Consider the following 26150-nt stretch of genomic DNA (forward strand, 5'->3'; position numbering starts at 1 on the left):
GTGGAAATGCTTCTAGGAAAACGCTCAAAATGGGCGGACAGAGTATTTGGATGTTTCTTGTATATTTTTATGATTGGAATGGGAATCTTGACGGTCTATCCTTTTCTGAATGTGCTAGCGATCTCGCTCAATGATTCGACGGACTCCGTGCGAGGAGGTATTTATATATGGCCACGTAAGTTCACTTTGGAAAACTATCGAACGATCTTCCAATACAGCCAGTTGTTCACAGCTTTCCAGAATTCCGTTTTGCGCACGGTCTTGGGAACCATTTTAGGGATCATCAGTGCTTCGATGCTAGCGTACACGCTTAGTAGGAAGGAATATTTTGCGCGTAGATTCGTCTCTTTTGTACTGGTACTGACGCTTTATTTTTCCGGTGGAATGGTGCCCGTATACATGTTGATGCGGGAGCTGCATTTACTGAATTCGTTTTGGGTGTATGTACTGCCTGGACTCGTGAATGCCTGGAATGTGTTCGTTCTGAGATCTTATATGGATGGCTTGCCATATAGTCTTCAAGAATCCGCTAAACTGGATGGAGCGAGCGATTGGACGATTTACTGGCGGATCATTCTGCCGCTATGCAAGCCAGTGTTGGCGACGATTGCGCTGTTCATAGCCGTAGCACAGTGGAACGCATGGTTCGATACTTTCTTGTATAACAGTGGCAAAGAAGGGCTTACGACGCTGCAATACGAGCTTATGAAAATATTGCAAAACACAGCTAATAGCGGAGGGGGCCAAAGCCAATTACACAATCAAGACGGTGCGCAATCGATGCAAGTATCACCAGAATCGATCCGCATGGCCATTACGATTGTCGCAACAGCTCCAATCCTAGTCGTGTATCCGTTCTTACAGAAATTTTTTGTCAAAGGGCTAACCCTTGGTGCAGTTAAAAGTTGAATAATTTTATTTTAAAAAGGGAGAGGGTTTATCAATGAAAAGAAAATTTAGCAAACTGCTTTTCTTGTGTACGACCGTGTGTCTGGTTGCTGTCTCGGCGACAGGCTGCCAAATCAATGATGCGTCAGATTCAAAAACTACAGTAACGCCTGCTGTGGATAGAAAATCAGGGGATAACCTGACTCCAATCACCTTCTCCATGTATGGTGCGACGTCGAATCCAAATTTTGAAAATATGGAAAGTCCGATAGGCAAGATGATTACGGAGAAAACAGGTGTAAAGCTGAAGATGGAATATGCTGTCGGTGAAGAAAAACAAAAAATATCACTAATGGCTGCGAGCGGCGATTATCCGGATCTGATTTTTGCTCATGGGAACGAGAATGTTTTAGTTGATGCAGGGGCCTACATCGATCTTACCGACCTGATAGACAAACACGCTCCGAATATCAAAAAGTTGTACGGCGACTATTTTAAACGTTTACGCTGGAGCACGACGGATAAATCGATCTACACTTTGGGTGCTCTCGGGGTTAATGAACAGAAATGGGAACCAGCGACAGGCTTTCAACTGCAGCATGAGGTCGTCAAGGAATTAGGCTATCCTAAGCTTAAGACTCTTCAGGACTTTGAGAAGGCGATTCAAACCTATAAAGATAAATATCCGAAGATTGATGGACAGCCGACAATTGGACTCTCGGTTCTGGCTGACGACTGGAGATATAAAATTTCAGTTACCAATCCGGCACTATTCGCTACGGGAGGCCCTGATGATGGCGAGTTCTATGTGAATCCTGATTCGAAAAAAACAGTTTATCATTACACGAGACCAGAGGAAAAGGAATATTTCCGCTGGCTCAACCATATGAACGACGTGGGCCTACTCGATCCTGAAAGTTTTGTGCAAAAATATGATCAATATGTGGCTAAGATTTCGGCAGGCCGTGTGCTGGGGCTAAGCGATGCTAAATGGGAATACAGAAATGCAGAGCAAGCGCTTAGACAGGCAGGTAAGCTAGGACGTATGTATGGAACTTATCCGATAACCCTCAACGAATCTTACAAATATGCCGATTTCCAAACAGGCGGATATTCTGGGGGAACTGGTATTGGTATTTCTAAAAATTGCAAGGATCCAGTAAGAGCAATCAAGTTCCTCGATTGGTTGGCTTCTGAAGAGGCTCAAATTTTGAACAACTGGGGAATTGAAGGCGTAAATTACAAGATCGAGAATGGTAAACGTGTCATTCCGCAGGAAGAAATGGCAAAGCGTTTAAACGATCCTCAATACAGCAAGAAAACGGGAATCGGTGTTTATCTGTATCCCTTCCCTGAGTATGGCAATGGTGTTCTGGATTCTACGGGTCAGACGATAACAATTCGTTCTAAAGATCAAATTAAGGCGAGTTATACAGATATTGAGAAAGAAGTATTATCTAAATATAACGCAAGTATGTGGATGGATCTTTATCCGCCAACTTCTGATTTTCCAGTGAAGCAGTGGGGTGACGCTTGGCAAATAAGCATTCCTCAGAGCCCTGCGTATGTTATTTCCCGAAAGACGGAGGATATTGTCAAGAAAAGAGTGCCGGAAGCAGTTCTGGCAAAACCTGAAAAGTTTGATCAGATCTGGGAAGTGTTCATGAAGGATTTGGAAACTGTTGGTGTTCACGAGATGGAAGAGGAGTTTAACAAGCTGTTGAAGGATCGTATTGAGCTGTGGAAATAAGTTCAATCCAGATTTAAGGTCTAGGTTTAAGGTTGTGAACAGCGGATCCTGTATGTATTCATACAGGATCCGTGAAGGGGGGTGTGGCTGGGAAAGCACATCAGGTCAGACATGATGACTGGAAAATTCTGAAGGAAATCAGAAGAATTGAAAGGAGAACATGTTGATGCCATTAACCATGAATAAAGCCTCATTCCGTTTCATCGTCGTCGTACTTGTTTCTTTATTAATCTTACAGGCTATGCTAACATTTGGTGCATCCGGCAGGGCACAAGCAGCAGCAACATTTACAGTTACAGCTCAGGCTACCCCCTCAAACATAGCGCCAGGCTCCAGCATGACATTGAACGTGAACGTTGCTTCCTCACAAGCTGCAGCTGTACTGGTAGATGTAGAAATCTTTAATGCTTCCTTGACGAGAGTTAAACAGCTGGTCGTCGATAATGTTCAAATTGCAGCAAGTGGCAGCACAAACGTGCCTTTTCTATGGGATGTCCCAGCTAATTTGCCTGAAGGAACATACACGATAAGTGTAGGCATTTTTGGGGCTGGTTGGAGTTCCGGTATGAGTAAATGGGTCGCTGGCGCTGCTCATGTGACAGTTAGCAGCGGAACGCAGACCCTTAACTTCACGAGCAGTGCAGCGGTCAATCCCGGAACAATCACTCCTGGTGGAGCATTAAGTGTCAGTGCTGCCATTACAGCTAGTCAAGATACAAGTGCTTTAGTCGAACTAAGGATAGTGCAGCCAGATGGCACCAACGTTAAGACAGAAACGTATACGGAGGCATTTGTTGCCTCGCAAACCAAATCTTTCGTAACCAATTGGAATGTGCCCTTAAATGCTCAGCTTGGAGCTTACAAAGTTGAGCTAGGGGTATACAACGCAGACCGTTCCCAGACTTATCATGCTAACACCCAGGCCGGTCAATTCAACGTAACTTCACCTACGCAGCCGTCGTTAGGCACTCCGACTAACCTGAAGGCAGTTCCTACACAAACTTCTGTTGGCCTCTCTTGGAATGCTGTAACTAGCGCAACCTACTATGATTTAGAGGTGGATGGAACGATTGTAAATAGTCTTGGAACCACTTCTTATACGCATACTGGATTGCAATCTGCTACTTCACATTCTTACAGAGTGAGAGCCAAAAACGTGCAGTTGACAGGAGAATGGAGCGCTGTGATCACGGCGACTACGTTGTCCGCGCCTGTGTCAGGGACGATCAAGGTGCAAACCAAAACCTCCGGAGATTCCACCTCACAACAATTGTCGCCCGGGTTTGAAATTACGAATATGGGCAGCCAGCCAATATCGCTTAGTGATATCCGTGTCCGTTACTATTTTACAATCGATACATGGAAGACGATGTCTGTGAATTTCTGGACGACAGTCAACAGCAATAGCAACGTGCTTACCGAAATTGTCTCCATGCCGATGACGACAGGCACGGCTGACCATTTTCTGGAAATCGGTTTCACCGCTGATGCCGGCTTGTTGCAGCCCGGCGCAAAGAAGGGTGTTTACACATGGATGAACAAAAGTGACTGGTCTTCTTTCAATCAGTCTAACGATTACTCGTATAGAAGCAACTCGTCAAGTTATATGGATAATGATAAAGTCGCGGGTTTGGTTTCCGGCGTACTAAAGTGGGGATCTTCTCCAGTTCCGTTCGACTTACCAGCATTCCCTGAACAAATTGCGGCAACTCCGACTTCGCTGACATCACTTCTCATTACCTGGGAACCCGTAAATGGAGCGACGAGCTACGATATCGATGCAGACGGTACCGTGACTACTAATCTGACATCTACGCAGTTCACAGACCAGTGGTTGAACCCGAATATACCCCATACCTATAAAGTAAGAACACATCAAGATTCGATATTTGGTTATTGGAGTGAGCCGATTACCGTTCGTATGACGAATGCGTCAATCTTGCCTGCGCCGGTTAACATTAAGGCGACCAAGACCAGTAATGCGATAAGCTTGACATGGGATAATCTGAAAGAATTCGTTACAGAATACGAGGTTGAAAAGGATGGGTTCACACAGAGCGCAGGAAACGCAAACTCCTTTACACATAACGCTTTGACACCAAGCTCATTGCATACTTACAGAGTTAGAGCAAAGAATGGGCTTGTTATCGGAGACTGGAGCCCTCTGATCAAGCTGAATACATTGAGCACGCCGACAGGTACCTTTACCGTTGATTTTACGGTAGATCCAACAGCCGAGAGAGCACCTATAAGCCCCTACATCTATGGAACGAATGAGAACATGACCGGAACTGAGAATTTCAAGTCGAGGAGAATGGGCGGCAATCGATTGACTACGTACAACTGGGAGACGAATGCGTCCAATGCTGGTAAGGATACGACTGGTCAGCCAAACGACAATTACGTTCCTTTTTACTACGGTGAAGTGCCATCGACCCAATACAATGTTCCGGGGATAGCGGTCACAGCCTTCCATGAGAAATCGTTGGCACAGGGCGCCTTGTCGTTGGTTACTCTTCAAGCCGCAGGTTATGTAGCTAATGACAAAAACGGAAGTGTGAGCGCAAGTCAGACGGCGCCTTCGGCCAGATGGGCAGAAGTAAAAGCGACGAAGAACGCGCCATTCACGCTTGTACCAAATGTAACGGATCAGGTTGTATATATGGACGAATTCGTAAACTTCCTTGTGAATCGTTTCGGCAATGCAAGTACGTCAAACGGGATCAAAGCGTATCTTATTGATAACGAGGCTGGTCTATGGTCAGAAACTCATCCCTATATGCATCCGGCACCTGCGGGAAGTGCCGAAGTACTGAATAAATCGATTGAATTGGCCAAGGCGGTCAAGAATATCGATCCTCATGCGCAAATCTTCGGTTTGGGGGCATATGGATTTAGCGAATTCTATAATATGCAGCTGGCGGCAGACTGGAGCCAGCTTAAAGGCAACTATGACTGGTATATGGATTACTATCTGGATAAAATGCGCAGGGAATCGGCCAAAGAAGGAAAGAGGTTGCTCGATGTGCTCGATGTCCACTGGTATCCTGAGGCAACAGGAGGTGGCGTAAGAGTTACACGAAGCGATACGAATACTAATATAGAGGCTAATAAAGCGCGTATTCAGGCCACAAGAACGCTATGGGATCCTAGCTACAAGGAAACAAGCTGGATTACTGGAAACTCAAGCTTCCTTCCCTTTTTACCTCTAATACCCAGACTTCAACAGTCGATTGATCTCTACAACGAGGATACCAAGATTGGATTCTCGGAGTACAATTATGGTGGTGAAAATCATATTTCCGGTGGTATTGCTACAACAGATGTGTTAGGTATATTCGGTAAGACAGGCGTGTATTCGGCGCAATATTGGAAAACGGCAAGACAAGTAAGCGATGCTCCATATTCTTCGGCTGCTTTCAGAATATTTAACAATTATGATGGCAACAAGTCCGAATATGGGAATGTGAAGGTTCAGGCTGAAACAAACAATATTGAGAATAGTGCCATCTATGGATCTGTATTCGCCGATAGCGATAACAATCTTCACCTCATTGCAATTAATAAAAACTATGATCATGATATGAATGCCGTCTTCCACATCGGCGGAGAGACTTATACCGCTGCACGTGTGTGGGCATTCGACAGCAATAGTCCTGTTATTACGGAGCGTCAGCCTATTACGCAAGTTAATGGATCATCTTTCTCTTATACTATTCCTAAACTTACCGTGTGTCATATTGTTCTAACGAAGACGCCTGCGGGGCAATAAGTTTCAACAAGAGAGAAATCGGTTTAGCCGATTTCTCTTTGTTGAGATTTATTGTCTGTCTAGGTTTCTTTTATGTCTTTGATAGAAACTAGAGTGTTATTGTCATGTTTCTACAGAAAACGACAAAATTTCGCTTATGATACTCATAGTCCATAGACTCAATCTAGAAATACAGATTAACATATAACTATTATAATAGTAGGTTGCACTTCTATGATGTGATACAGAATTCCATAGATATTAACAATACAACATTGGTTCAGTCAGAATTACAAAAAATAGCACGTGAAGGGAAGTTTATAGTATGAATGAAAAAGTAAAAAAAGTAACGAAATATGTAGTAACGTCTGCAATGTTGGTAAATTCATTAGCAGCACCAACTGCGATATTTGCTGCGGATACTAAATTGGAGCCATCTGCGGTGCAATCTGCGGTGAAGGAATTGCTGGAGAAAGGAATAATGAATGGTGATCAGAATGGCGACATGAACCTTGAAGGTAAATTAACTAGGATTCAAGCCGCATCAATTCTTGCTCGCGCCTTGAAACTGGAGGTACTTCAACCGACTGTCACATATACTGATGTTAGCTCTGATAGCTGGGGTCTTAAATATATTGATAGTATGACTAGATTGGGTATTATGGTAGGTTCTGATGGACAGTTCCGACCCAATGCTGTACTCACAAAGGAAGAATTGGCAGTAATACTGGTTCGCATCACACAAACCAATATCATAGGTAAAGGAAGTAATCTACCCATCAGCGACGGGGACAAGGTTAGTGATTGGGCCAAAGCTTACGTTCATGCTGCAATTGAAAGTGGACTTCTGCAAACAAATGACGGTCAGTTTTCTCCTAAGGCACAGGTTACACGCCAAGAGATTGCCGTGCTAACCAATAACTTTGTTCGTAGTGAACAATTTGAACAGTATAAAGAATCCATGGGTACTTTATTGGAAACAGGTAAAAAGGTATCTAATAGCGATCCAACAGTTTAATAGTGTCAACTATTTGTTCATACCGTCATCGCACAATTGTTACCGCGATGACGGCTTTACTATATGGAAAGAGGTACATTATGGAGATTTTCCTTACATGTTGTATTATTAGCCGCAATAGTGAAGCTACAATAGCTAATGCGATTGAAAGCGTAAAAGCACATGTAAATGAAGTCATCGTGCTCGATACAGGATCTACCGATGAAACGGTAAGGATTGCTCAAGAATGTGAAGCAATTGTCTATCACCACTCATGGCTTGATGATTTCTCTAAAGCAAGAAATGTTTCCTTGCAACATGCTAAGCATGGCAGTTGGATCTTAATTATTGACTCAGATGAAGTGTTCTCATGGGACAAGTCAATAAGTTTGAAGGAATGGCTGGTAGGAAAAAATCCGGAAACTGTCTTCACTTTCACATGCAACCACTTCAAAGTGTCGGATAAACAATTACTCTCCATAACACATGTAGAGCGGTTATTTGCAAGAGGTTATTATCACTATCAAAGATCGATACATGAAACATTAGTTTCAAATAGAGCCAATAACAAAATAATTGAGATCTGTCCTGGTGGTACTTTTCATCACTATGGTTATGATGAATCGGAACATGAAGTTAAACATATTAGAAATGTTAGTCTTCTTCAAAAGGCAATTCAGCTAGATCCTAAGGATGGATTAAATTATCGCTATTTAGCAAACGAAGCTTTTAATGTTGAACAGTATTCGCAATGTCTCCATTATGTCAATAAAGCATTCGATCTACTTGCTGTTAAGGAAACTTACAGCCGTGCTCAAGTGCATTACTATAAAATTATGGCACTTCTTCAATTAAATCGTATCAGTGAAGTTGAGATGGCGGTTAAAGCATCTATCGAAGAGATTCCAGATTATCTCGATGCATATGCAATAGCAGGGGAGTTACACTTTGCTTTTAGGCAATGGTCTGAGGCGGTCAGAAGCTATAAGGAATGGGAAATTCGCCTGGAGCAGCAAATTCTGCTTCCAAATCACTGTATTTCTCTAATGAAGACATTACGCAAGCATAATTGGATTGCCAGTCAAAAGTTAGTACGTCAATCAAATAGAAATGAGGCCCCAATTATGAAATTAGCACTGTTAGTTGTCCATCCACATCTTGATATGGACTTGGAGGAACTAGTCAAGCATTTTGAAGAAAAATTTAGTAGCATACCCTTTGATGTTGGATATTGGTCAAATTCGCACGATTTTAAAAACAGTCAATTACAAATTGGAAATAGTCAAATTCATCTTGTTGAAGCAAGTAATTCTATGGAAGCCGCGGAGAAGCTTTCTTTAGCTTGTGAATCTGATGTGACTTGGATATGGTTGGCAAATGAGAGACTGGTGTCGGAAGTGAACGAAGATGTTATATATAGCGTTTTATCTAAAAACGGCTGTATCTCTGTACGCTCCTATTCGGATCGCATCGGAAGCTGTTCATTGGAGAATCGACTGTATGCGAGCAAATTCATGACTGAAGATAAACAGATAATGGCAGGTGTCAAGCCAAACAACTCGAGTATGATAGCGACCGGTAAAGCTTTAACGAATTCATCGCCACTCATCGTTCAACGCCCTTTTATTATCGCTCTAGATAAACAAACTTTGTACATGGCGGCTGCTCGGAAAGAAACGCCTCGTCATCAATTACTTACTGCCTTCGGTTGTCAACGATATGAGGAAGTTCTGAAGGTGGAAGAACCGGACGAAGAAGCAGCAGAATGGGTGACCTTCCGATTTTATCGGATACTTGCTTGTATCAATCTTGGTCAAATCGAACAGGCATCAGAGTACATTTACAATGCTTTGCTTACTGACTTAAATGCTCAGGATCGATTAGAATTTATTTATTTATTTGGGAAGCTTTCTCAGAATGTTCAAATAAATGATATGAAATTGGAAGCTATTGATCTGATTGAGGAATCATTGCAATTACATCCAATGATCGAAACGAAGCACGTGCTTACAACCGAGACTGATTGGCTAGCTTTATTAGCGGAACTTCAGTGGCAGCTGGGCAAACAACAAGAGGCTATCCGATCATGGCGTTATAGTCTTGAATGTTCATCTTACCAAAATGAAGGATGTGCTTATCGTTTAGCAGAAGCCATCTATGAACACTATAGATTGGATGGTACCGAGAAGGTAGCTCGTAAGCTCTTGGAGATATATAACCGAGATTCCTCGACAGCAAAGTCGTACCTCCCCCCCCTATTCCATTATTTGAATATGCCGGAGTGGGCGTTGTTGTTTCAACGTAATTCCGATGAAATGAATAATGATTCATCCCTAGAGAATGGTTGTCCTTTGGTTAGTGTTATCTTACCCGTTCGTAATGATACAGAGTTTTTATTTGAAAGCATTCATAGCATTCTTTCACAAACTTATTTAAAGCTTGAATTAATTATTGTCGATGATGGATCTGAAGAAGATATTCATGCAGTTGCGAATCAGTTTAAACATGATAGTCGTCTAAGCTATTACAGGATTGACCGCAATGGTGGGCTCCCGAAGGCACTAAACTATGGATTGTCAAAGGCTAAGGGCGAAATGATGGCCTGGACCTCATCTGATAATAAGGCTCATCCAAGTTGGTTGGAGCGAATGGTTTTGAAGCTATCCGCACATCCCAATGCTGCTGCTGTTTATTCGGATTATTATCATATAGATAAGAACGGCTTGGTCAGTGAAACCATTCGAATGCCAACTTATAAGCTTAACGGAATGCAAAATGGTGGGCCATCTCTTGTATGGAGAGCATCCACTTTGCAGAGAACTGGTAACTTTGACCCTACGCTCTTTGGTATTGAAGACCGTGACTTTACGGTGCGGATAGCTCTAGTAGGATCAATTATTTCACTTCAGCTGCCGCTCTATTATTATCGCATACATAGTAACAGTCTCTCATCCAAAATTGATAACGGTTCTTTTGGTGGCTGGCTAGCTCTACAGGAGAAGTTAAAACGCAAATGGTTATTTTTAAATTTTGTATAAAAGAGCAGGAGTTGGCGTCATGACTGAAACAAGGAACCAAGCAGGTCAACTAGACGAAATTGAACATACTCACCAACAGCTGCAGTTGGATTCGTTGCGAAAACTCTATAACTTATCTCTGATGAAGCTTAATCGAATTACAGCTGTTAAAGTAGAATGGGAGCACGAATTGAGTGTGCGTAAATCTGTTATAAATGAAAGGGATCAGATCCTAGATAAACTAACAGAGCAGCTTGAAAGCATGTCAAATGTGTTGGAAGAATCGCTTACAAGGCTTTCCTACTTGTTCGAATATGAACAAAGGCAGAAATATTATAAAACCGAGTTCAAATTGATGAGGGAAGCGAAGGAAGTACCTGTAGTACCCCATGTGTTAAAAGGAGATTTGAGTCACTATAAGGGGATCATTGTGTACCCCGAGGGAGTACGAATTGAACCTGAGCGCGCGCAAAATTTATTAGAACAATTATCAAATGCGGGCTTCCTTTGTTTTGTTTTTAATAATGAAATAGCGGATAATTTTCAATGTGTTTCCTATCATTTGTATCATTATAATAGTGACACTATTCTGCTTGCATGGTTGAATGAAAGTTCGGTCACCCCTATTGTGTTATGCAACTGGGTGATAGCGTCAGCATGGTTTGACTTATTGAAGCGAAAAACGATATGGTATGATATTTGCGCGCATGAAGATGTATTGTGGGGAATGGATGCGGATTCCAAGCTAAAACACTACACGATGTTGAAGGAAGCAGCGCTTGTTACCTACTCAGATAAAAAGTGGAAAAGCTATATAGCCCTGAACAAGAACGCAGCGCGGATTGATTCCCAGGATGCACAAGCTATCGTTCCAATCTTAAAGAATCTCGTCAAGGGAGCGACATATGGTGGTACAACAAATGGATACAGACAGGAATAATGTAATAACAAGAGAATCGGATGCTTTACAGCTGGCAATTAAGCAATTTCAGCGGCTCGTGGAGGATACCGAATTTGATGTGGATCGCATCAAGACGGCTCTTTTGGAACTTGAGAATGATAGTAAAGTTCAAACCGAGTCAATTGAATCGCTTAAGGAAGAGATTCTAAAACAGCAGGAATTATTAGTGCAACATGATTTAGTTTTTGCACCTGAGTTTAATGCGCGTGCTGCCTATTACCAAACGCTTGTTAAATGCACTCTTTCTCCAGAGTCACTAGAAATTACCAAGCTTATTCGTGAGCGTAAATATCGAGGAATTGTTGTTTATCCTCAAGCTGTCCATTGGGAGCCTATGCAGCGGCCACAGCAGATTCTACTGGAATTCGCACGTAAGGGTTATTTATGTTTCTTTTGTGATGTCGATGATCATTTCTACCTGAACGAGGTAGAAGAGGGAATGTTTGTTGTTTCCAATCAGGATCATTTGCTGCAAGCATTGCAGACTTCCCATGTTCTTATTATTAATACCTATTTGCTTCAAAATCCTTGGATTGATGCTCTGCCACACAAAACCATCTGGTATGATGTTCTCGACCGGGTTGACTTTTTCGGTTTATATGATCGTAATATGTTAGCCAAGCATTACGAAGTGCTTCATGAGGCTGATATAGTGACTTATTCAGCGCATCGTCTAAAAGAATATGTGGCAGACAGGGAGGATGTTATCTATTTACCTAATGCCGTCCGACCGGAAGATTTTCGATTTGATGAGGATGAGCATATTGAAGTTCCAAAAGATCTGAAATCGATATTGGATAAAAGAAAAAGAATAATCGGCTACTATGGAGCAATTGAGGAATGGTTTGACAGCAAGATGGTTATTGCGCTGGCACAAACGCCGAACGTTGAAATCGTATTGATTGGGCATTGCGGAATCACGCAAGAACATTTTCCTGAAAATGTTCACTTTTTAGGTTCTAAACCTTACTATAAACTTAAAAGTTACACCATTTTTTTTGATGCGCTAATCATTCCTTTTAAAGTGAACACGCTGACCAATTCGGTGTCTCCTGTTAAATTCTTTGAATATTGTGCGATTGGTAAGCCTATTTTGACGACGTCCATTGAGGAAGTTGTTCCTTTTGAAGGACCTGGAATTACCGTGATCCGGCCTGGACAAGCGATTAAGTTAGAGTCTTCGTTCTGGCATACTTCACCTGATGCAGTTAAACATCTAGCGTCGATAGCAAAGGAAAATAAATGGAGTTCACGAGTGAAGCAGGTTATTCATGAATTGGAATCCCATCCTTCCTGTCTGAGCCTGTATGCTAATCGGTCATACAAGAATCATGTAAGTGTTTTTACTTCGACATTTTTTGATTATGACGGTGAGAACTACTATTCTGGTGGGGCCGAACGGTATCTCGTAGATTTGCATGAAGCATGCGGCGAGCTTGGTTTGAAATTGGATATTTATCAGTATGGGAATTATGCTTGGTACCGCAAATATAAAGAGATCGATGTATACAGTCTCGGACATGACAGACTGGATATGAAGGTTTATAGCTACGATGCAATGAAAGCATTTAACCAAAGATATCTATATGCCGCAGAGGATAAATCGCAATTGAATTTTTATTCTGCTTTCTTTCAAGCATACCCGCAAACGGCGCATCCCAGTATCGGCATTAGCCATGGAGTGGCATGGGATCATCCGGGCTGTGATTTTATTGAAGGCGGTGAGTTTTGGCAATCTAATGAACGTTTTATTCAAAGTGCTGCTCAAGTGCAAAAGATGGTATCGGTTGATACGAATACAGCTAACTGGTTCCAAACCGTCTCTTATGGAGTTGGACAACGGATGATTACCATTCCTAACTATGTTGACCCTACTGAATTCTATCCTGTGCAGAAAAAACGTGATAGGAAAATTCGTATTGTCTATCCACGCAGGTTATATGAACCAAGAGGCTTATTTATGACACTGGACATTGTAGATAGCATCCTAACTCAATATCCCCAGACAGAGTTCCATTTCGTCGGTAAAGGATTTGAAGATGATGTGAAAAATATAGAAAAGGCAATGGAGCGTTGGCCGGACCGTATTTGCACTTACCATCGAGATCCAGATGACATGCATATGGTGTATAAAGAAGCGGATATTGTCTTAATTCCCACGTTACACAGCGAAGGAACAAGTCTGTCTTGCCTAGAAGCATGCGCGACGGGAAATGCTGTCATAGCAACTAGGATAGGCGGGCTAACCGATCTAATTATTGACCAATATAATGGCCTTCTGATTAATGCGGACAGCAAGTCATTGGAGGCTGCTATCATAGAGTGCTTGGAAGACCCAAAGTTGCGGGAACGACTTGGAAAGAATGCACTTGAGGTATCCAAAGCTTTTAACAAGACAAGATGGAAAGAACGTTGGAAAGCGGTTATTCAAGACATGCTGGGTGATAAGGGTGTTGATACCAGAAAGGGAACTGATGGCTCTGCTGTTGATGTAGTGGAACTGTGCTTAGGAGCGGAAGCTAGAAAAGAAGAATGGTTACCTGAAGCGATACGCTGTTTACAAGAGGGAAAGGCTGTCTTTGTTCGTGGCAATGAGGAAATACAACCAGAGGCGAGTTTTGGTAGAATGCAGTGGATTTCACATGAAGCAGAATTATGCGGTCATTCCAACGTGAAGATATTTGGCTAATAGAAAGAAGGAAGACAGGAATGTCATGGTTGGTTTGTCTCGTTATACTCGCATGGCATCTAAGCTGGAATGTAGTTCTTAACTATAATCATGGAAACAAGCTTGTCTCGAGTGAGCAGATTATGGTTTCGTTCATTACCGCTTTAGGTCTACAATCCGTGATGGAAATTAATCATGGAGCAGCGGCAATATTAATTAGTCTGCTCAGTGTACCGTATTATATAAATCTAATCCATACCAGATTTTTTGGTAAGAACATTGCGCTCTTCCAGATCCAGCAGACGTTTTCTACAAAGGTATCAGTTGCTGTAAATGGAGCAATACTGATTAAATCTGCCGGATATTTACTCAAACCTTCCGATATTCTCTATTTAGGCGGACTAGTCGGAGTTGTGGCAGCTGTTCTATATACGCCAGCCTTATCTGTGATGGATCCATTGGTGAAATGGATCCTATTAAATCTATTGTTGCTTATACTAATCATAATGACGAGATTAGAGGTGAAGAGGATTCAGTCAGGTTCAATGGAGACACACCGTTTTGGGATGTTTATCTCTTACTATTTCAAGTGGCTGGTCGATCGCAAGGAAGAGATAGAGCAGCAACAAATTCGGCTAGAAGAATTTCAGTCCCAAAAAGCTAAGGAGCAGGAAGGAAATTCGAAGTTGAATTTAAATAAGGAAGTCAAAGATGAATGGTTTGGAAAATTCAAAGGTATGAACGTTATTCTGATACAGTTAGAATCATTCCAACAGTTCTTGCTGCATCGTACTGTAGATGGACAAGAGCTTACACCGTTTCTTAATAAGCTAGCTAGAGAACATATGCAATTCTCGGAGATCTATAGTCAGTTTGGGATGGGACATACTGCTGATGTCGAATTAGCCGTCTTGCACTCCCTCTACCCGCTTCAGAAGGAAATCGTGAATTACAAGCATTATGACAAACGGTATTATGGGTTGCCTAAAATATTGCGAAGGGAAGGCTATCAAACTTCTGCTTTTCATGGCTATAAAGGGGATTTCTATAACCGTCGAACCATGATGCGTACATATGGTTTTGACTCTTTTTATTCTGAGGAGGATTACAAGTCCTCAGAGAAGATCACTTCCTTCGGGCTTGCTGATTTTTCGTTTTTTGAACAATCCGTTCAACGGATTAAGAAAATGAAGAAACCTTTTTTTTCATTCATGATTAGTGTTACCTCTCATTTCCCATTTAAGCTAGAAAAGAAGCACTGGGGGTTACAGTTAAATCCAGAATTGCCTGAGTTTCTGTCACTGTATTATCAATGTGTGAATTATACAGATAGAGCGCTTAGACATTTTATCGATTGTTTGGAGCGCGAAGGGCAGATGGAGAATACCCTCTTGGTGCTGTATGGCGATCATGAAGGAATTTCCCTAGAGCATTTATCCGATTTATACACGCATCTTGGGCTTGCTCAATCTGAATCAATGAACACGGCCAATCGCGTAAATGTGGCTAAAGTCCCATTTGTTATAGCAAGCGGCTCATCAAGCAAGAAAGCATCACTGAAATCAGATAAAATGGGAAGCACTCTTGATATAGGTCAAACGCTGCTTCATTTACTGGGACTTCCAGGAATCCCTAGTGGGATGGGGGATAGTTTACTAAAAGCATCAGATGATCGGATCATCCCTTTGTCTGCGAATCCGCTTGGAACCTTTACAAACCGCGATTTGCTCTGCGTTGCACCGCAGTCTGGGAATTTCAGTCAAAGCGTTATTCTTAACCGACACTCGGGCCAATTGGAAGCTCCCTTGGAGGGGATCGTACAACAGCATTTTCAATATGCGAAGCAGCAAATTCTGTTATCCGAATATCTCATTAGAAATGATTTGATGCTTGGAGTGCAAAATGAGAACAACGATGATGTGTATTCCGAGACACAAGAGGTCATGTTCTCTCCGATTATTGAGCAAATATTAGGTATGGTTGATGATCAAGCGGTTATATTTCCGCTATCGTTGTGGGAGGAAGAGAACTATCTTAAAGGTCAAGATTATGACCTGGAAAGTATGAGAAAATTAGAGGTGTTCTATAGTCAATCAACGAAAAAAAATATAAAGTTCTATTCGACTTTAGATCTGGACGCTAATGAACAAACAATCTATTTTGAGGATAGATCCTATCAGCAACTCCTCAAAGAACAGGGTTATAAGGTTACGCTCCTTAATGGTGTATCGCTTCAAGCGTCGTTGGATGCCTTACCGAATCATACATTAATCCTTATTTCTGCCAAAGATGATGCGGCAAATATGTTTACAAGCAGCTTTGCTTATCATATGAAGGAATATGGTTTCCATGAGCTAAATCAAGCCAAATACCGACATAGTTACATTAATTTAGTATATAAGAATATAGGGTTTATTTCACTGTATGAAGTAGCATCTCGTGATGCTCTTGAGATGGAGATAACAGCAGGCACATTCGTAAGAGGATTTGCAATTCCTGCAGATATTAAGATGACAAGTAAAGGGGCAGAGGTAGGAAATACATCGGTAACGAAAGTTAACGGATCCGTGTATGGCAACGACAGCAGAGGACTTAATATAACTGTTCTAGATATGGAGACAGGTGTCGTCATTCATTGCTATAACGTGGATACATTCCAAACAACATTTCTTAACAGCATTCATATGGCTTATAAAATGGGTCATGGATCGGATGTGACCTCATGATCCTCATAGCAATTAAAATTACTGCTTTCCTTTTGTTCATGGGCTGGTTGCTAGTGCTACTACGTGCTAATCGTTCAAATGCGCATCATTTCGTTCATATGGCTGTAAACACATTAGTACTAGAAGATATCAGTTCTTTAAGCAAAGAGGATATCAAGCCCAAAAATGAGTATTCCTTTGCCAAATGGAATGAGGTCTTTAAAGAACTTGAAATGTCTAAGATGGTCCTACTGGAGAACCGACAATGGTGGGAAGATCTAGTTGGATATCAGAAATTCAAGGATTTATGCCGGGAGAATGATGTTATGCTCGTACAACAGTGGAATAGGGAGGGGATACTCAAGCAACCAAAGGTCTTGTTCGATGATCCTGCTCTTATGCCATTTTTGTGGGAGAACGGCTACTATGTAAGCTTAGTAAAAGGGGATAACTTGATAGATTTATTAAGAAAGGTAAAGCCTTTTTCCTTAATTGCCTTATCTGTGAAAGATGATGGATCTCAAGCAATGAATCATAGATGGCAGGAAAGCTTGACGAATTATGGCATTCATATGTTAACAAGGGAACATCTTAGACACAGTTATATTAATTTAATTAGGAAAATAAATGATAATGTCTACGAAAGTCTTTACGAGCAAGTATCTGACCTTCCTCTATCATTATCGATACATTCAGGTGATACGCTGAACAATTATATAATACCAGTCGATGTAGGCATAGCAAGTGCCGGTATTGCAACCGGGAACATATCCAGCATTAAGTTCAATGGCTTGGAGTTGTCTCCAAATCTACGTGGTATTAATATGGTTGTTTTCGATATTATTCAACTTGCACCTATATCTGCACACAGGGTCGATACCTTTGTCACTATCTATGATGATTCAGCCATTTATTGCGCATCCTTGGAGGCAGAAGCAAATGAAACTTAATATCAAAGATATGTCGATGATGGAGAAGGAAAGCCTATTGCTTGCTTTACCCTCTCATGCGTCTTCCAAGTTTAATAAGAGCGAGTGGAAAACATTCATGGCGTATTGCTCAAAGATTTATCGACAGTATGGCATAACGATATCAAGTTTTGAAAGTGTTAATCTCTCAGATAACAATAAAACCATATATTTTATGAGTAGTAATTATATCCCCTATCTTCGACAGCACAAATATCAGGTCAGTGTTGAAAAAGGCACGTATTTCATAGATTTTCTAAGGAATATAAAGCCATCTTCACACATTGTCATATCTGTTAAGGATGATGGAAGTCAACAGTTAAGCAATGAAATTGCCAATGAACTAGCGGACTTTGGTATTCATTTGAATAGTCAACATCTGCGGTATAGCTATATATTCGTCGCACACAAAACGGGTCCATCCTCCTTTGAGGTTATCCATGAGCAATTTGCACCTGAGGATATTGAGTGGGAAGGTGATCTGGGCGGAAGAAAAGCTGTCATTCGAAGTGGTGGGGCCTTGGGTAGCAATTCCAGCCATATCCGTTTGGATGAAGAAGAGTGGAGTCTTAATCAGAGGGGGTTCAATCTTGTAACGATTGATCCCTCTTCGGCACAAGTGATTGAAGCAATAAACTTCGATACATTCACAACATTATTTGCTCAGGGAAGTTTGTTCAAGGCAACGCCTCCAATCGTCATTGAAACTCCCATTCACTTTTCAGCAGTGAGCCATGCAGGCGGGCAATTACACGGCGTTAATTATACGAACTGCAAAGAAGCGATGGAACATAGCTATACGAAAAGAGGGCATAGAGCTTTTGAAGTGGACCTTGAGCTAACCTCGGACGATGAGTTGGTTGCTCGACACGATTGGGATTCTTATTTATATAAGGTTTTAGGGCAAAATCCTCCAGAGGGCATTGAAGAAGGCAAGCCGCTCTCCCTGGAGCAGTTCAAAAGTTTGAAGATATTAGGCCAATACTCACCAAGTACAATAGACGATCTTTGTCAGTTTCTAGCTGAGCACCCGGATGCTTTTTTGGTGACTGATACGAAGCATACAGATCTTGATATCGTAAGGAAACAATTTAGCAAGTTGGTTGACGCAGCAGCCTCCTTTAACTTCAGTGTATTGTTGAGGGTAATTCCGCAACTGTACAGTGCTGAGATGTACCCGATTATTGAGGACATATTTCCATTCCCAAGATATGTGTACACGCTCTATCAGACTAAGGACAGTGATGAACAGGTCCTAGATTTCGTGAAAAAAAATAAGATTCACATAGTCACAAGTTATCCCGAGCGGTACAGTGGTGTTTTTGGGGCAGAATTAAAGAAACACGGTGTTAGGGTATATCTCCATACCATTAACGAAATAGCAACCGCACGGAAATATATAAGAATGAATGTGGATGGCTTTTATACGGACAGCTTGCCTAACGTTGATATTGAAATGGAAAAGTATGCCTATAGACTAGAATTGGAAACCAGGAAAGAGATGATTAGTGAATATCTAAAAGTCCGTTTTAATATTCCATATGAAGATGTTCAACAATGGTTGCATTCATTCAATCTTGATGATTTGTCGTTTATTACCCAGGTTATCTTTCAAAGAAATCAAATAACAACAGTCAAAGATATGCATACTTTCATGAAATCAATGTAAAATAGTGAAAGAAAATAGTTTTTAATAAGCGGGCCTATAGAGCAGTTTCTATTGGCTCGTTTTTCATGATAAATTAAGGACATATGTCCTTTCTAACATGTAATCATTTATTATTAAATGGAAATGATACTTATAGTCCGTCGACTCTGCGCGGCGTGTAGTTTAGGATTGATTTATACCCATTAACCAGAAGGATGCTTACTTATGAATATTATGCAAGACTTTGGATTACGTCTTAAAGAATTACGACTACGATCAAGTATGTCTCAAGACACACTTGCCTCTCTCTCTGGACTGGACAGAACGTATATTGGGGGAGTGGAGCGTGGGGAGCGCAATGTTTCATTGAAAAATATTGAAATTTTATGTAATACACTTGATGTAGATATTAGTTATTTTTTTGCCGATGAACGATTCTCTTTACATAAGGCCTTTTTGAAAAGTGAATTGAGTCTTCCTCTAGAAAAGCGTTTTAGATTTACCGTACAGAATGAGGAGAATATTATTGCTTGGCAAGTGACTGGGGCTCTACATCTCAATGAAGTAAAGAAGATCTCCGTGGATTTAAAGAACGCCTGTCGGCAACTTACTTCAGGTAAAGTGAAATTACTTATTGATAATAGCAAAATGATGACCAAAGATCAGCCCATTACCTTCCAACATGAAGTTACAGCAATTTGGGAAGAACTTCAACGATGGTTTCTGCCTCATTGTGAACACGTAATCGTACTTTGTAATTCGAGATTTATGCAGAATCAGATGAATCGGCTAGCGAAACGGAGCGGGATTATTAAAGTTCAGAAAAGTCTCTTTGTTGAAAATGGGCAGTGGTTGGCTGATGGTGAGGATGATTTACTGCTTGTAATAAAGGAGTACTTAAACACAAGATAACCTGAGAATGCGTATGTTGAAAGAATGACTTTAATTGGATTAGTGGAATGTCAGGATGAGAGTTGCCAAAAGTAGGAGGTCATTCAGTGGATAGAAACCTAGCGTTTATACATCGAGTTAATATATTGCTCACCTGGTTTTTCATGGTCTCGTGTGCACTGAGTACAGTGTTTTATATGGCAGTGGGTCGTTGGGAGTTAGGGATAAACTCGGCAATCTGCCTACTGCCCGGGGGAATCATTACTTATTTTGTTTACAAAAAAATCGGGATTAGAATTGTTCCTTATGTGTATTCCGCTATTATTTTATTAGGGACGATATCTTTGGCTATACAAAAAGCGGATCTGCTCATTTTTGTCATGTTGATTATCTCTCTGGCTATTAATGCTATTTATTTGAATTTAAGATATATCTTAGTGAATAGTATCATCACGATTATTTTGGCACTGACTTTCATGTTTAAAACACCAGATGTGTACAAGTCTGATGGTTCTCAATCCATGATGATCACCTTGATTTTTATCTTGTTTTTCATAGCTGGCATGCTCTGTTTACAAGCTCATCTTGGTACGAAACTCAGAAGAGACATTGAAAAGAGTTGGACAGAATCTGTGGCGGCACAACACGAATCAGATCGACTGCTAGTAAAAATTCGCAAATCCATTGAAGTGCTCACTTCTTTCAATCAAAGCTTAAGCTCAAATGTAGGATCTACAGGAATGATTTTCCATGAATTGTCCACTGCTTTTTCCGAAGTCGCCAAAGGTGTGGAAACACAGGCTAGCAGTGTTGCGGATATTAATGAATCCATTAAAACCGTTGATATGTCCATCTTGAGGACTTTTAATAATTCTGCGCAAATTGATAATTTGATTCAATCCACAGCATTAAAGACGCAGGAAGGTAGTAAGAAAATTGAGAATTTAACCAAGGAAATTCAAAAATTGGCAGATATTGTAACAATGACGGTTACTTCAATGAATGAATTAAATTTGCAAAGTGAGCATATTGGGAATATTGTTACGGCGATTAGCGATATTTCAAGTCAAACGAATTTACTCGCACTCAATGCGGCAATCGAAGCAGCACGTGCAGGCGAGCATGGAAGAGGCTTTGCCGTGGTTTCATCAGAAGTGCGTAAATTGGCTGAAAATTCTCAATATTCCACTAAGCAAATTGTGGATATTCTAAGTGAAATTAAGAATAAGACTCAAACGATAACCAATCAGGTGACCATGGGTCAGCAGGCTATATTAGCTGGTAAAGAGGTTGCCATCGATGCGGAGAGAACGTTCCGAGACATTAGCGCAACCATGCAAATTGTAGTGGAGCAAGTAGCTGAATCTCAAGATATGGTGACTGAGCTGAAAAATTCTTCTCAAATAATTGCTTCTGAACTTGCAAATGTATCTAGCATTACTGAGCAATCGAGTGCTTCCGTTGAGGAGATTTCAGCGAGTATTGATCAGCAAAATAGTACTGTTCAGACGATGGTAAACAGCTTTAAGCAGCTTGAGGAGCTTATTTTGGAATTACAGCGTTCAACAAAAAGGAATTAGTTTACTACATATAAGCTGGATCATTTGCTCCCTTCCTTAAAACTATGGGGGCTATTTTATATTAGGGGGAGATTAAGAATGAGAAAAATGTTGATAGCTGGCGTTATGGGTATCTCACTAGTACTGTTCTCGGAAAATTATGCAATAAAAACTGAGGCTGCTTGTGGGATGTACTGTCCAGAATTTGTAACAACGTTAGAGGAAACAGCCTTATATGACTTACCAAGAAAAGATTCAGCAATCGTTGGCTTGTTATCCCCTCAAACCTTAAAAAAAGCGAGCCATGTAGAAACTGTTGAGAAGGGCTGGACTCTGGTACATACATGGTTGGGTGAAAAATGGATTCATCCCAATGAGTTTGTGGAAGGAGAAGTGAGAAAATATGATCAACCTAAGAAAATGCTTATTGAAACGGATCAGGTTTTTTATGACTTTCCACTTAAGCATGGCCATAATCCACAGCCAATAGGGGTACTTGCTCCTCAAGTCGTAGTGGCAAGAGGAGATTTCTTTGGAGAAGGGACACAACTCGTAAGCATTGAGACTTGGCTAGGCCTGAAATGGATACGTCCCGGACACTTTGTAGAGGCGAATAGCGGAACGATCACGTTTAACAATTCTTTTGATATTTATGACGACACGTTTAGCCATCAAGCTACTGGGAGGCTTGATCCACAAACAGTTGATGTATTAGCTAAGGATGACTATTGGTACTACGTGAATACGGATAAAGGCATGAAATGGGTTGTCCCGACGGAACCTATCGAGAAGGAGATCAAGTTACAGTTTCAAACCCCGCTGTTTCGAACAATTTTCCATCGTTCCGGAGAAGAGATAGGAGAGCTCACTCCACAGACTGTATTTGCTTTTGAGAAATTAAAAGGCTCAGATGTTCACTATCGGATTAAGAGTGACTGGCTTGGTGATGCATGGATTGTTGTCTCTGACAAGTAACTTATGCTAGACGTGAGCGATGTAAAGTAACTTTCAGTTACTTTGCATCGCTTGTCAGAAACCACACAATTGCTTTGGTAAACTCGTCAGATAGCTCATTCACCTGTAGGTACTGTTTCATCTCATAGGTAATCCGTACATGATCGTAGCCAAATGCTTCGACATATCGAGCTAATTGCACATAACGTTTAATGTCTTCATGGAAATCATCGGCAGTAGCAGGCAGTGAATGAGATTCAACGTATGTTTGAACATCATACCTATTAACTTGTTCCATTAGTCTCAGGAAGTTAGCACTGGTATATCGATAAGGACCTCCGTAGATTGCTGGTCCGAGTGCGTCACCCAGAAATAAAGTTTTATCTTCCTTCACGTAGAGGAGACAGGAATCCTCTGCATGATCGCCGCCAACGTGTTCCAACTCACAGAGTACTCCTCCAAGATCGATAGTTAGCCTATCATGAAATATTACATCAGGTTCAATAATGTGTATCTCACGATTATTGCTGTATTCTAACTGGATATGTCTGGCACTCACCTCGTTAATAATCCCTTCACGAATAAGATCATTGAGAGTCTCATCGGTCCAAATGAGGTCTGCAAGTTGACCAAGTCGCATCGCTGTCTGCTGATTCGCGATCGCGGGAAGTTTCCATTCAGACATGCCAAATGTATGATCCCAATGCCAATGTGTCAAAACTAGCAGATCGGGCAAACGAATGTTGTGCCTAGTGAGTTCCTCGCGAAATTGCGCAGCGTGGGCCGGAGAATTGCCAGCATCCAGTAACAGTGTTCTTTTCTCACCGACAATTGCAGCAAGTATGGGACGGTCCGTTCCATGATCCGCATGCTGGATCCATATGTGCTTACTTATACGTTCAATCTGGGACATAATGAACTCCTATTCCTCAAGAATGCTAATAGATATCATAAGGGGCAATTGCAATTTAGCAACGATACTTATAGTCCGTCGACTCTACTCGAGCATTTAGCTTAACATGACTATATACTCAATACTCAAAAAGGGTGCTTAATTATGGATATTTTGCTTGACTTCGGATTACGCCTCAAAGAATTACGCCTGCGATCAAGTATATCTCAGGATACGCTTGCCTCTCTCTCTGGGCTGAATAGAACATATATTGGAGGTGTGGAACGTGGTGAGCGCAATGTATCGTTGAAAAATATTGAAATTCTGTGTCACACACTTAGCGTAGATATTAGTTATTATTTTGCAGATGAACGATTTTCTATGCGCTTAAAGCATAAAAGTTTAAAGCTTCAAGGAGATAAAAGAAGTAATTGATCACAAGCGTGTACATTCGGAGGGAAATGATGATGACAAACAAGGGAAATGCATTTCGAATGTCGCTAAAAAGTAAGTTGATCTTATCTTTTTCTGCTATTTTATTAATTCCATGTTTGACGATAGGATGGTTTTCCTATCAGAGTTCCAAAGAAAAGGTAGAGCAGCATATTATGGTGGCTACTCAGGAAAATGTGAATTATTTTAATAGACTGATTAATGATTATATGGAACCAATCCGCAGAGATGTCGATTATTTGGCGCAAAGCTTGCCCAACAAACTTGAAAGTGCCAACCCTTCAGAGCCTACAGTAAAAAACTTAATTGCCAAATTCCAATCCCTTCACTCCGAGCTGGATGCGACTTATGTAGGTGCCTCAGACGGTAAGATGGTTCTTTATCCAGAGGTGGCTATGCCGGATGGTTATGACCCGCGCCAAAGACCTTGGTACGAGAATGCCATAAAGGCCAAGGGTCAAACCATTATGACAGATCCGTACGTTAATGCGACGAATGGGGAGTTTGTCGTTACATTTGCCAGCGCGACTGAGGATGGTTCCAAAGTCATTGCTGTCGATTTGAATATGACAAAGTTTGCTGCAGAAGTGAAGAGGGTGAAGATTGGGAAGCACGGTTATTTGTCTATTATCGATAAGTCGAAGACTTATCTGGTTCATCCTACCATGAAGCCGGGTACTCCGGTTCCAACTGAACTTGTATCTTTCATAGGAGATGGTCAACACATCACCTTTTCATCAATACAAGAAAGGCAAGCCATGAGGTCAGTTGTTGAACAGAATGAATTAACGGGCTGGAAGGTTATGGGGACGCTCTCCCTCCAAGAGATTAAAGACGAAGCAGCGGTAGTATTGAGAACAACCTTGTTTGTCATTCTAGTTGCTATGATCGTAGGTGCAGCAATTATATATTTCATCATCCGCTCCATCATAGTTCCTGTCAGAAAACTAATTCATGTGTCTCAGCAAATCAGTGAAGGTGATTTGACTGTTCAAATGGAAGAAACACGGGCTAGAGATGAAATTGCACAGCTTGGCCAAAGCTTTAACAAGATGATCCATTCTTTAAGAACGATTCTGATGGAAGTGAGCGAAACCTCCAGTCTACTTGCAGCATCGTCGGAGGAGCTAACGGCAAGCTCGGAGCAGACTTCGAATGCTACACAGTTCATTGCCGAGAATATCCAACAGCTGGCAGAAGGTGCTGAGACGCAGGTGGACAGCGTCAAGACGGGATCACGCATTGTTATAGAAATGTCAAAGGATGTACAGGGAATTGCAGCCAGCTCGCAAGCAGTTTCTGTGAAAGCAGTGCAGGCTACCCGAATTTCGAAGGAAGGTAATCAGACTATTCAGACCGCGGTGACGCAGATGAGCTCCATCCAAAGTACTGTTGAAAATCTATCGCTAGTCATTAAAAATTTAACTAACCAATCGAATGAAATTGGCAATATTGTTTCTCTCATTAGTGAAATTTCAACTCAAACCAACTTGTTGTCGTTGAACGCTTCTATCGAAGCGGCGCGAGCAGGAGAACACGGACGCGGGTTTGCCGTCGTTGCTCAGGAAGTTAAGAAACTATCCGAGCAAACGGCATATTCCTCCAAACAAATCATCAACATGATTAAGACGATACAGACGGAGGCGCAGCAAGCGGTTATATCGATGGACGTAACATTCTCAGAAGTAACTGGGGGCATCCAAGTTATGAATAAAGCCGGTGAGTTGTTCAGTCAAATTCAGCTTTCGATAGAAGATGTGGAGAAGCAAATTCAGGAAGTATCGATCGCTTCTCAGCAAGTTTTGAACGGTGTCGATCAAGCAGCCCAAGCGATGGGGACTATATCGGCCATTGTGGAAGAAAGTGCAACAGCTACACATAATGTATTCTCAGCTGCAGAGGAACAACTCGCATCTATGGAAGAAATTGCGGCTTCTTCCGAGGCACTATCGAAGATGGCCATTGAGCTGCAAGAAATGAATGAGAAATTTAAAATGTGATGTCTTGGAGCAGGTTTTGCATTGGGAAAATCGCGAAATTCAAATTGA

At 41.4% G+C, this 26150-nt stretch carries 16 protein-coding genes; 15 read left to right on the plus strand and 1 reads right to left on the minus strand.

The window, feature by feature from the left end; translation table 11 throughout:
• Positions 1-6: 6 nt before the first annotated feature.
• From AC58PV_RS06275 to AC58PV_RS06335, 13 genes are all read left to right on the plus strand, one after another.
• A complete protein-coding gene (locus AC58PV_RS06275) occupies positions 7-909 on the plus strand; it encodes a carbohydrate ABC transporter permease (RefSeq protein WP_497431801.1) in 903 nt (300 codons plus the stop codon).
• Positions 910-943: 34 nt separating this feature from the next.
• Positions 944-2638: an ABC transporter substrate-binding protein gene (locus AC58PV_RS06280; RefSeq protein WP_497431421.1), complete on the plus strand. Its 1695-nt coding sequence runs from the start codon at positions 944-946 to the stop codon at positions 2636-2638.
• Between the two features lie 166 nt (positions 2639-2804).
• The gene (locus tag AC58PV_RS06285; protein WP_497431422.1) at positions 2805-6410 is read left to right on the plus strand and encodes a glycoside hydrolase family 44 protein; all 3606 of its coding nucleotides are present in this window, start codon (positions 2805-2807) and stop codon (positions 6408-6410) included.
• A 304-nt stretch (positions 6411-6714) separates the two neighbouring features.
• Positions 6715-7407, plus strand: coding sequence for an S-layer homology domain-containing protein (locus tag AC58PV_RS06290; RefSeq protein WP_497431423.1), 693 nt, complete (start codon positions 6715-6717; stop codon positions 7405-7407).
• 80 nt (positions 7408-7487) lie between these two features.
• Positions 7488-10424, plus strand: a complete 2937-nt coding sequence (locus tag AC58PV_RS06295; protein WP_497431424.1) for a glycosyltransferase — start codon at positions 7488-7490, stop codon at positions 10422-10424.
• Positions 10425-10443: 19 nt separating this feature from the next.
• Entirely contained in the window at positions 10444-11343 is a 900-nt protein-coding gene (locus AC58PV_RS06300; protein ID WP_497431425.1) for a hypothetical protein, read from the plus strand.
• Positions 11309-14053, plus strand: a complete 2745-nt coding sequence (locus tag AC58PV_RS06305) for a glycosyltransferase (RefSeq protein WP_497431426.1) — start codon at positions 11309-11311, stop codon at positions 14051-14053. The genes AC58PV_RS06300 and AC58PV_RS06305 overlap by 35 nt, the downstream gene beginning before the upstream one ends.
• 20 nt (positions 14054-14073) lie before the next feature.
• A complete protein-coding gene (locus tag AC58PV_RS06310; protein ID WP_497431427.1) occupies positions 14074-16758 on the plus strand; it encodes an LTA synthase family protein in 2685 nt (894 codons plus the stop codon).
• Positions 16755-17687, plus strand: a complete 933-nt coding sequence (locus AC58PV_RS06315; protein WP_497431428.1) for an interleukin-like EMT inducer domain-containing protein — start codon at positions 16755-16757, stop codon at positions 17685-17687. Before AC58PV_RS06310 ends, AC58PV_RS06315 begins: the two co-directional genes overlap by 4 nt.
• Entirely contained in the window at positions 17677-19374 is a 1698-nt protein-coding gene (locus AC58PV_RS06320; RefSeq protein ID WP_497431429.1) for a glycerophosphodiester phosphodiesterase family protein, read from the plus strand. The genes AC58PV_RS06315 and AC58PV_RS06320 overlap by 11 nt, the downstream gene beginning before the upstream one ends.
• A gap of 204 nt (positions 19375-19578) precedes the next feature.
• Complete coding sequence (locus AC58PV_RS06325) at positions 19579-20265, plus strand: helix-turn-helix domain-containing protein (protein ID WP_497431430.1); 687 nt, start codon at positions 19579-19581, stop codon at positions 20263-20265.
• An 86-nt stretch (positions 20266-20351) separates the two neighbouring features.
• Entirely contained in the window at positions 20352-21824 is a 1473-nt protein-coding gene (locus AC58PV_RS06330) for a methyl-accepting chemotaxis protein (protein ID WP_497431431.1), read from the plus strand.
• 78 nt (positions 21825-21902) lie between these two features.
• Positions 21903-22778 carry a hypothetical protein gene (locus AC58PV_RS06335; RefSeq protein WP_497431432.1) on the plus strand — a complete coding sequence of 292 codons (876 nt, stop codon included), beginning with the start codon at positions 21903-21905 and terminating at the stop codon, positions 22776-22778.
• A 37-nt stretch (positions 22779-22815) separates the two neighbouring features.
• Here AC58PV_RS06335 and AC58PV_RS06340 read toward each other — a convergent pair whose 3' ends face one another.
• Complete coding sequence (locus AC58PV_RS06340; RefSeq protein ID WP_497431433.1) at positions 22816-23670, minus strand: MBL fold metallo-hydrolase; 855 nt, start codon at positions 23668-23670, stop codon at positions 22816-22818.
• Between the two features lie 144 nt (positions 23671-23814).
• Between AC58PV_RS06340 and AC58PV_RS06345 the strand changes: the two genes are divergently transcribed.
• Together AC58PV_RS06345 and AC58PV_RS06350 are read left to right on the plus strand one after the other, a co-directional pair.
• Positions 23815-24084 carry a helix-turn-helix domain-containing protein gene (locus tag AC58PV_RS06345; protein WP_497431434.1) on the plus strand — a complete coding sequence of 90 codons (270 nt, stop codon included), beginning with the start codon at positions 23815-23817 and terminating at the stop codon, positions 24082-24084.
• Positions 24085-24143: 59 nt separating this feature from the next.
• Complete coding sequence (locus tag AC58PV_RS06350; protein WP_497431435.1) at positions 24144-26102, plus strand: methyl-accepting chemotaxis protein; 1959 nt, start codon at positions 24144-24146, stop codon at positions 26100-26102.
• Positions 26103-26150: the final 48 nt, after the last annotated feature.

The sequence above is a fragment of the Paenibacillus sp. J22FR83 genome (assembly GCF_059691955.1).

Bases quoted from the DNA above. Each gene is read 5' to 3' on its own strand.
- AC58PV_RS06275 (WP_497431801.1), top strand. From the start codon at position 7: ATGCTTCTAGGAAAACGCTCAAAATGGGCGGACAGAGTATTTGGATGT.
- AC58PV_RS06280 (WP_497431421.1), top strand. From the start codon at position 944: ATGAAAAGAAAATTTAGCAAACTGCTTTTCTTGTGTACGACCGTGTGT.
- AC58PV_RS06285 (WP_497431422.1), top strand. From the start codon at position 2,805: ATGCCATTAACCATGAATAAAGCCTCATTCCGTTTCATCGTCGTCGTA.
- AC58PV_RS06290 (WP_497431423.1), top strand. From the start codon at position 6,715: ATGAATGAAAAAGTAAAAAAAGTAACGAAATATGTAGTAACGTCTGCA.
- AC58PV_RS06295 (WP_497431424.1), top strand. From the start codon at position 7,488: ATGGAGATTTTCCTTACATGTTGTATTATTAGCCGCAATAGTGAAGCT.
- AC58PV_RS06300 (WP_497431425.1), top strand. From the start codon at position 10,444: ATGACTGAAACAAGGAACCAAGCAGGTCAACTAGACGAAATTGAACAT.
- AC58PV_RS06305 (WP_497431426.1), top strand. From the start codon at position 11,309: ATGGTGGTACAACAAATGGATACAGACAGGAATAATGTAATAACAAGA.
- AC58PV_RS06310 (WP_497431427.1), top strand. From the start codon at position 14,074: ATGTCATGGTTGGTTTGTCTCGTTATACTCGCATGGCATCTAAGCTGG.
- AC58PV_RS06315 (WP_497431428.1), top strand. From the start codon at position 16,755: ATGATCCTCATAGCAATTAAAATTACTGCTTTCCTTTTGTTCATGGGC.
- AC58PV_RS06320 (WP_497431429.1), top strand. From the start codon at position 17,677: ATGAAACTTAATATCAAAGATATGTCGATGATGGAGAAGGAAAGCCTA.
- AC58PV_RS06325 (WP_497431430.1), top strand. From the start codon at position 19,579: ATGAATATTATGCAAGACTTTGGATTACGTCTTAAAGAATTACGACTA.
- AC58PV_RS06335 (WP_497431432.1), top strand. From the start codon at position 21,903: ATGAGAAAAATGTTGATAGCTGGCGTTATGGGTATCTCACTAGTACTG.
- AC58PV_RS06340 (WP_497431433.1), bottom strand. From the start codon at position 23,670: ATGTCCCAGATTGAACGTATAAGTAAGCACATATGGATCCAGCATGCG.
- AC58PV_RS06345 (WP_497431434.1), top strand. From the start codon at position 23,815: ATGGATATTTTGCTTGACTTCGGATTACGCCTCAAAGAATTACGCCTG.
- AC58PV_RS06350 (WP_497431435.1), top strand. From the start codon at position 24,144: ATGTCGCTAAAAAGTAAGTTGATCTTATCTTTTTCTGCTATTTTATTA.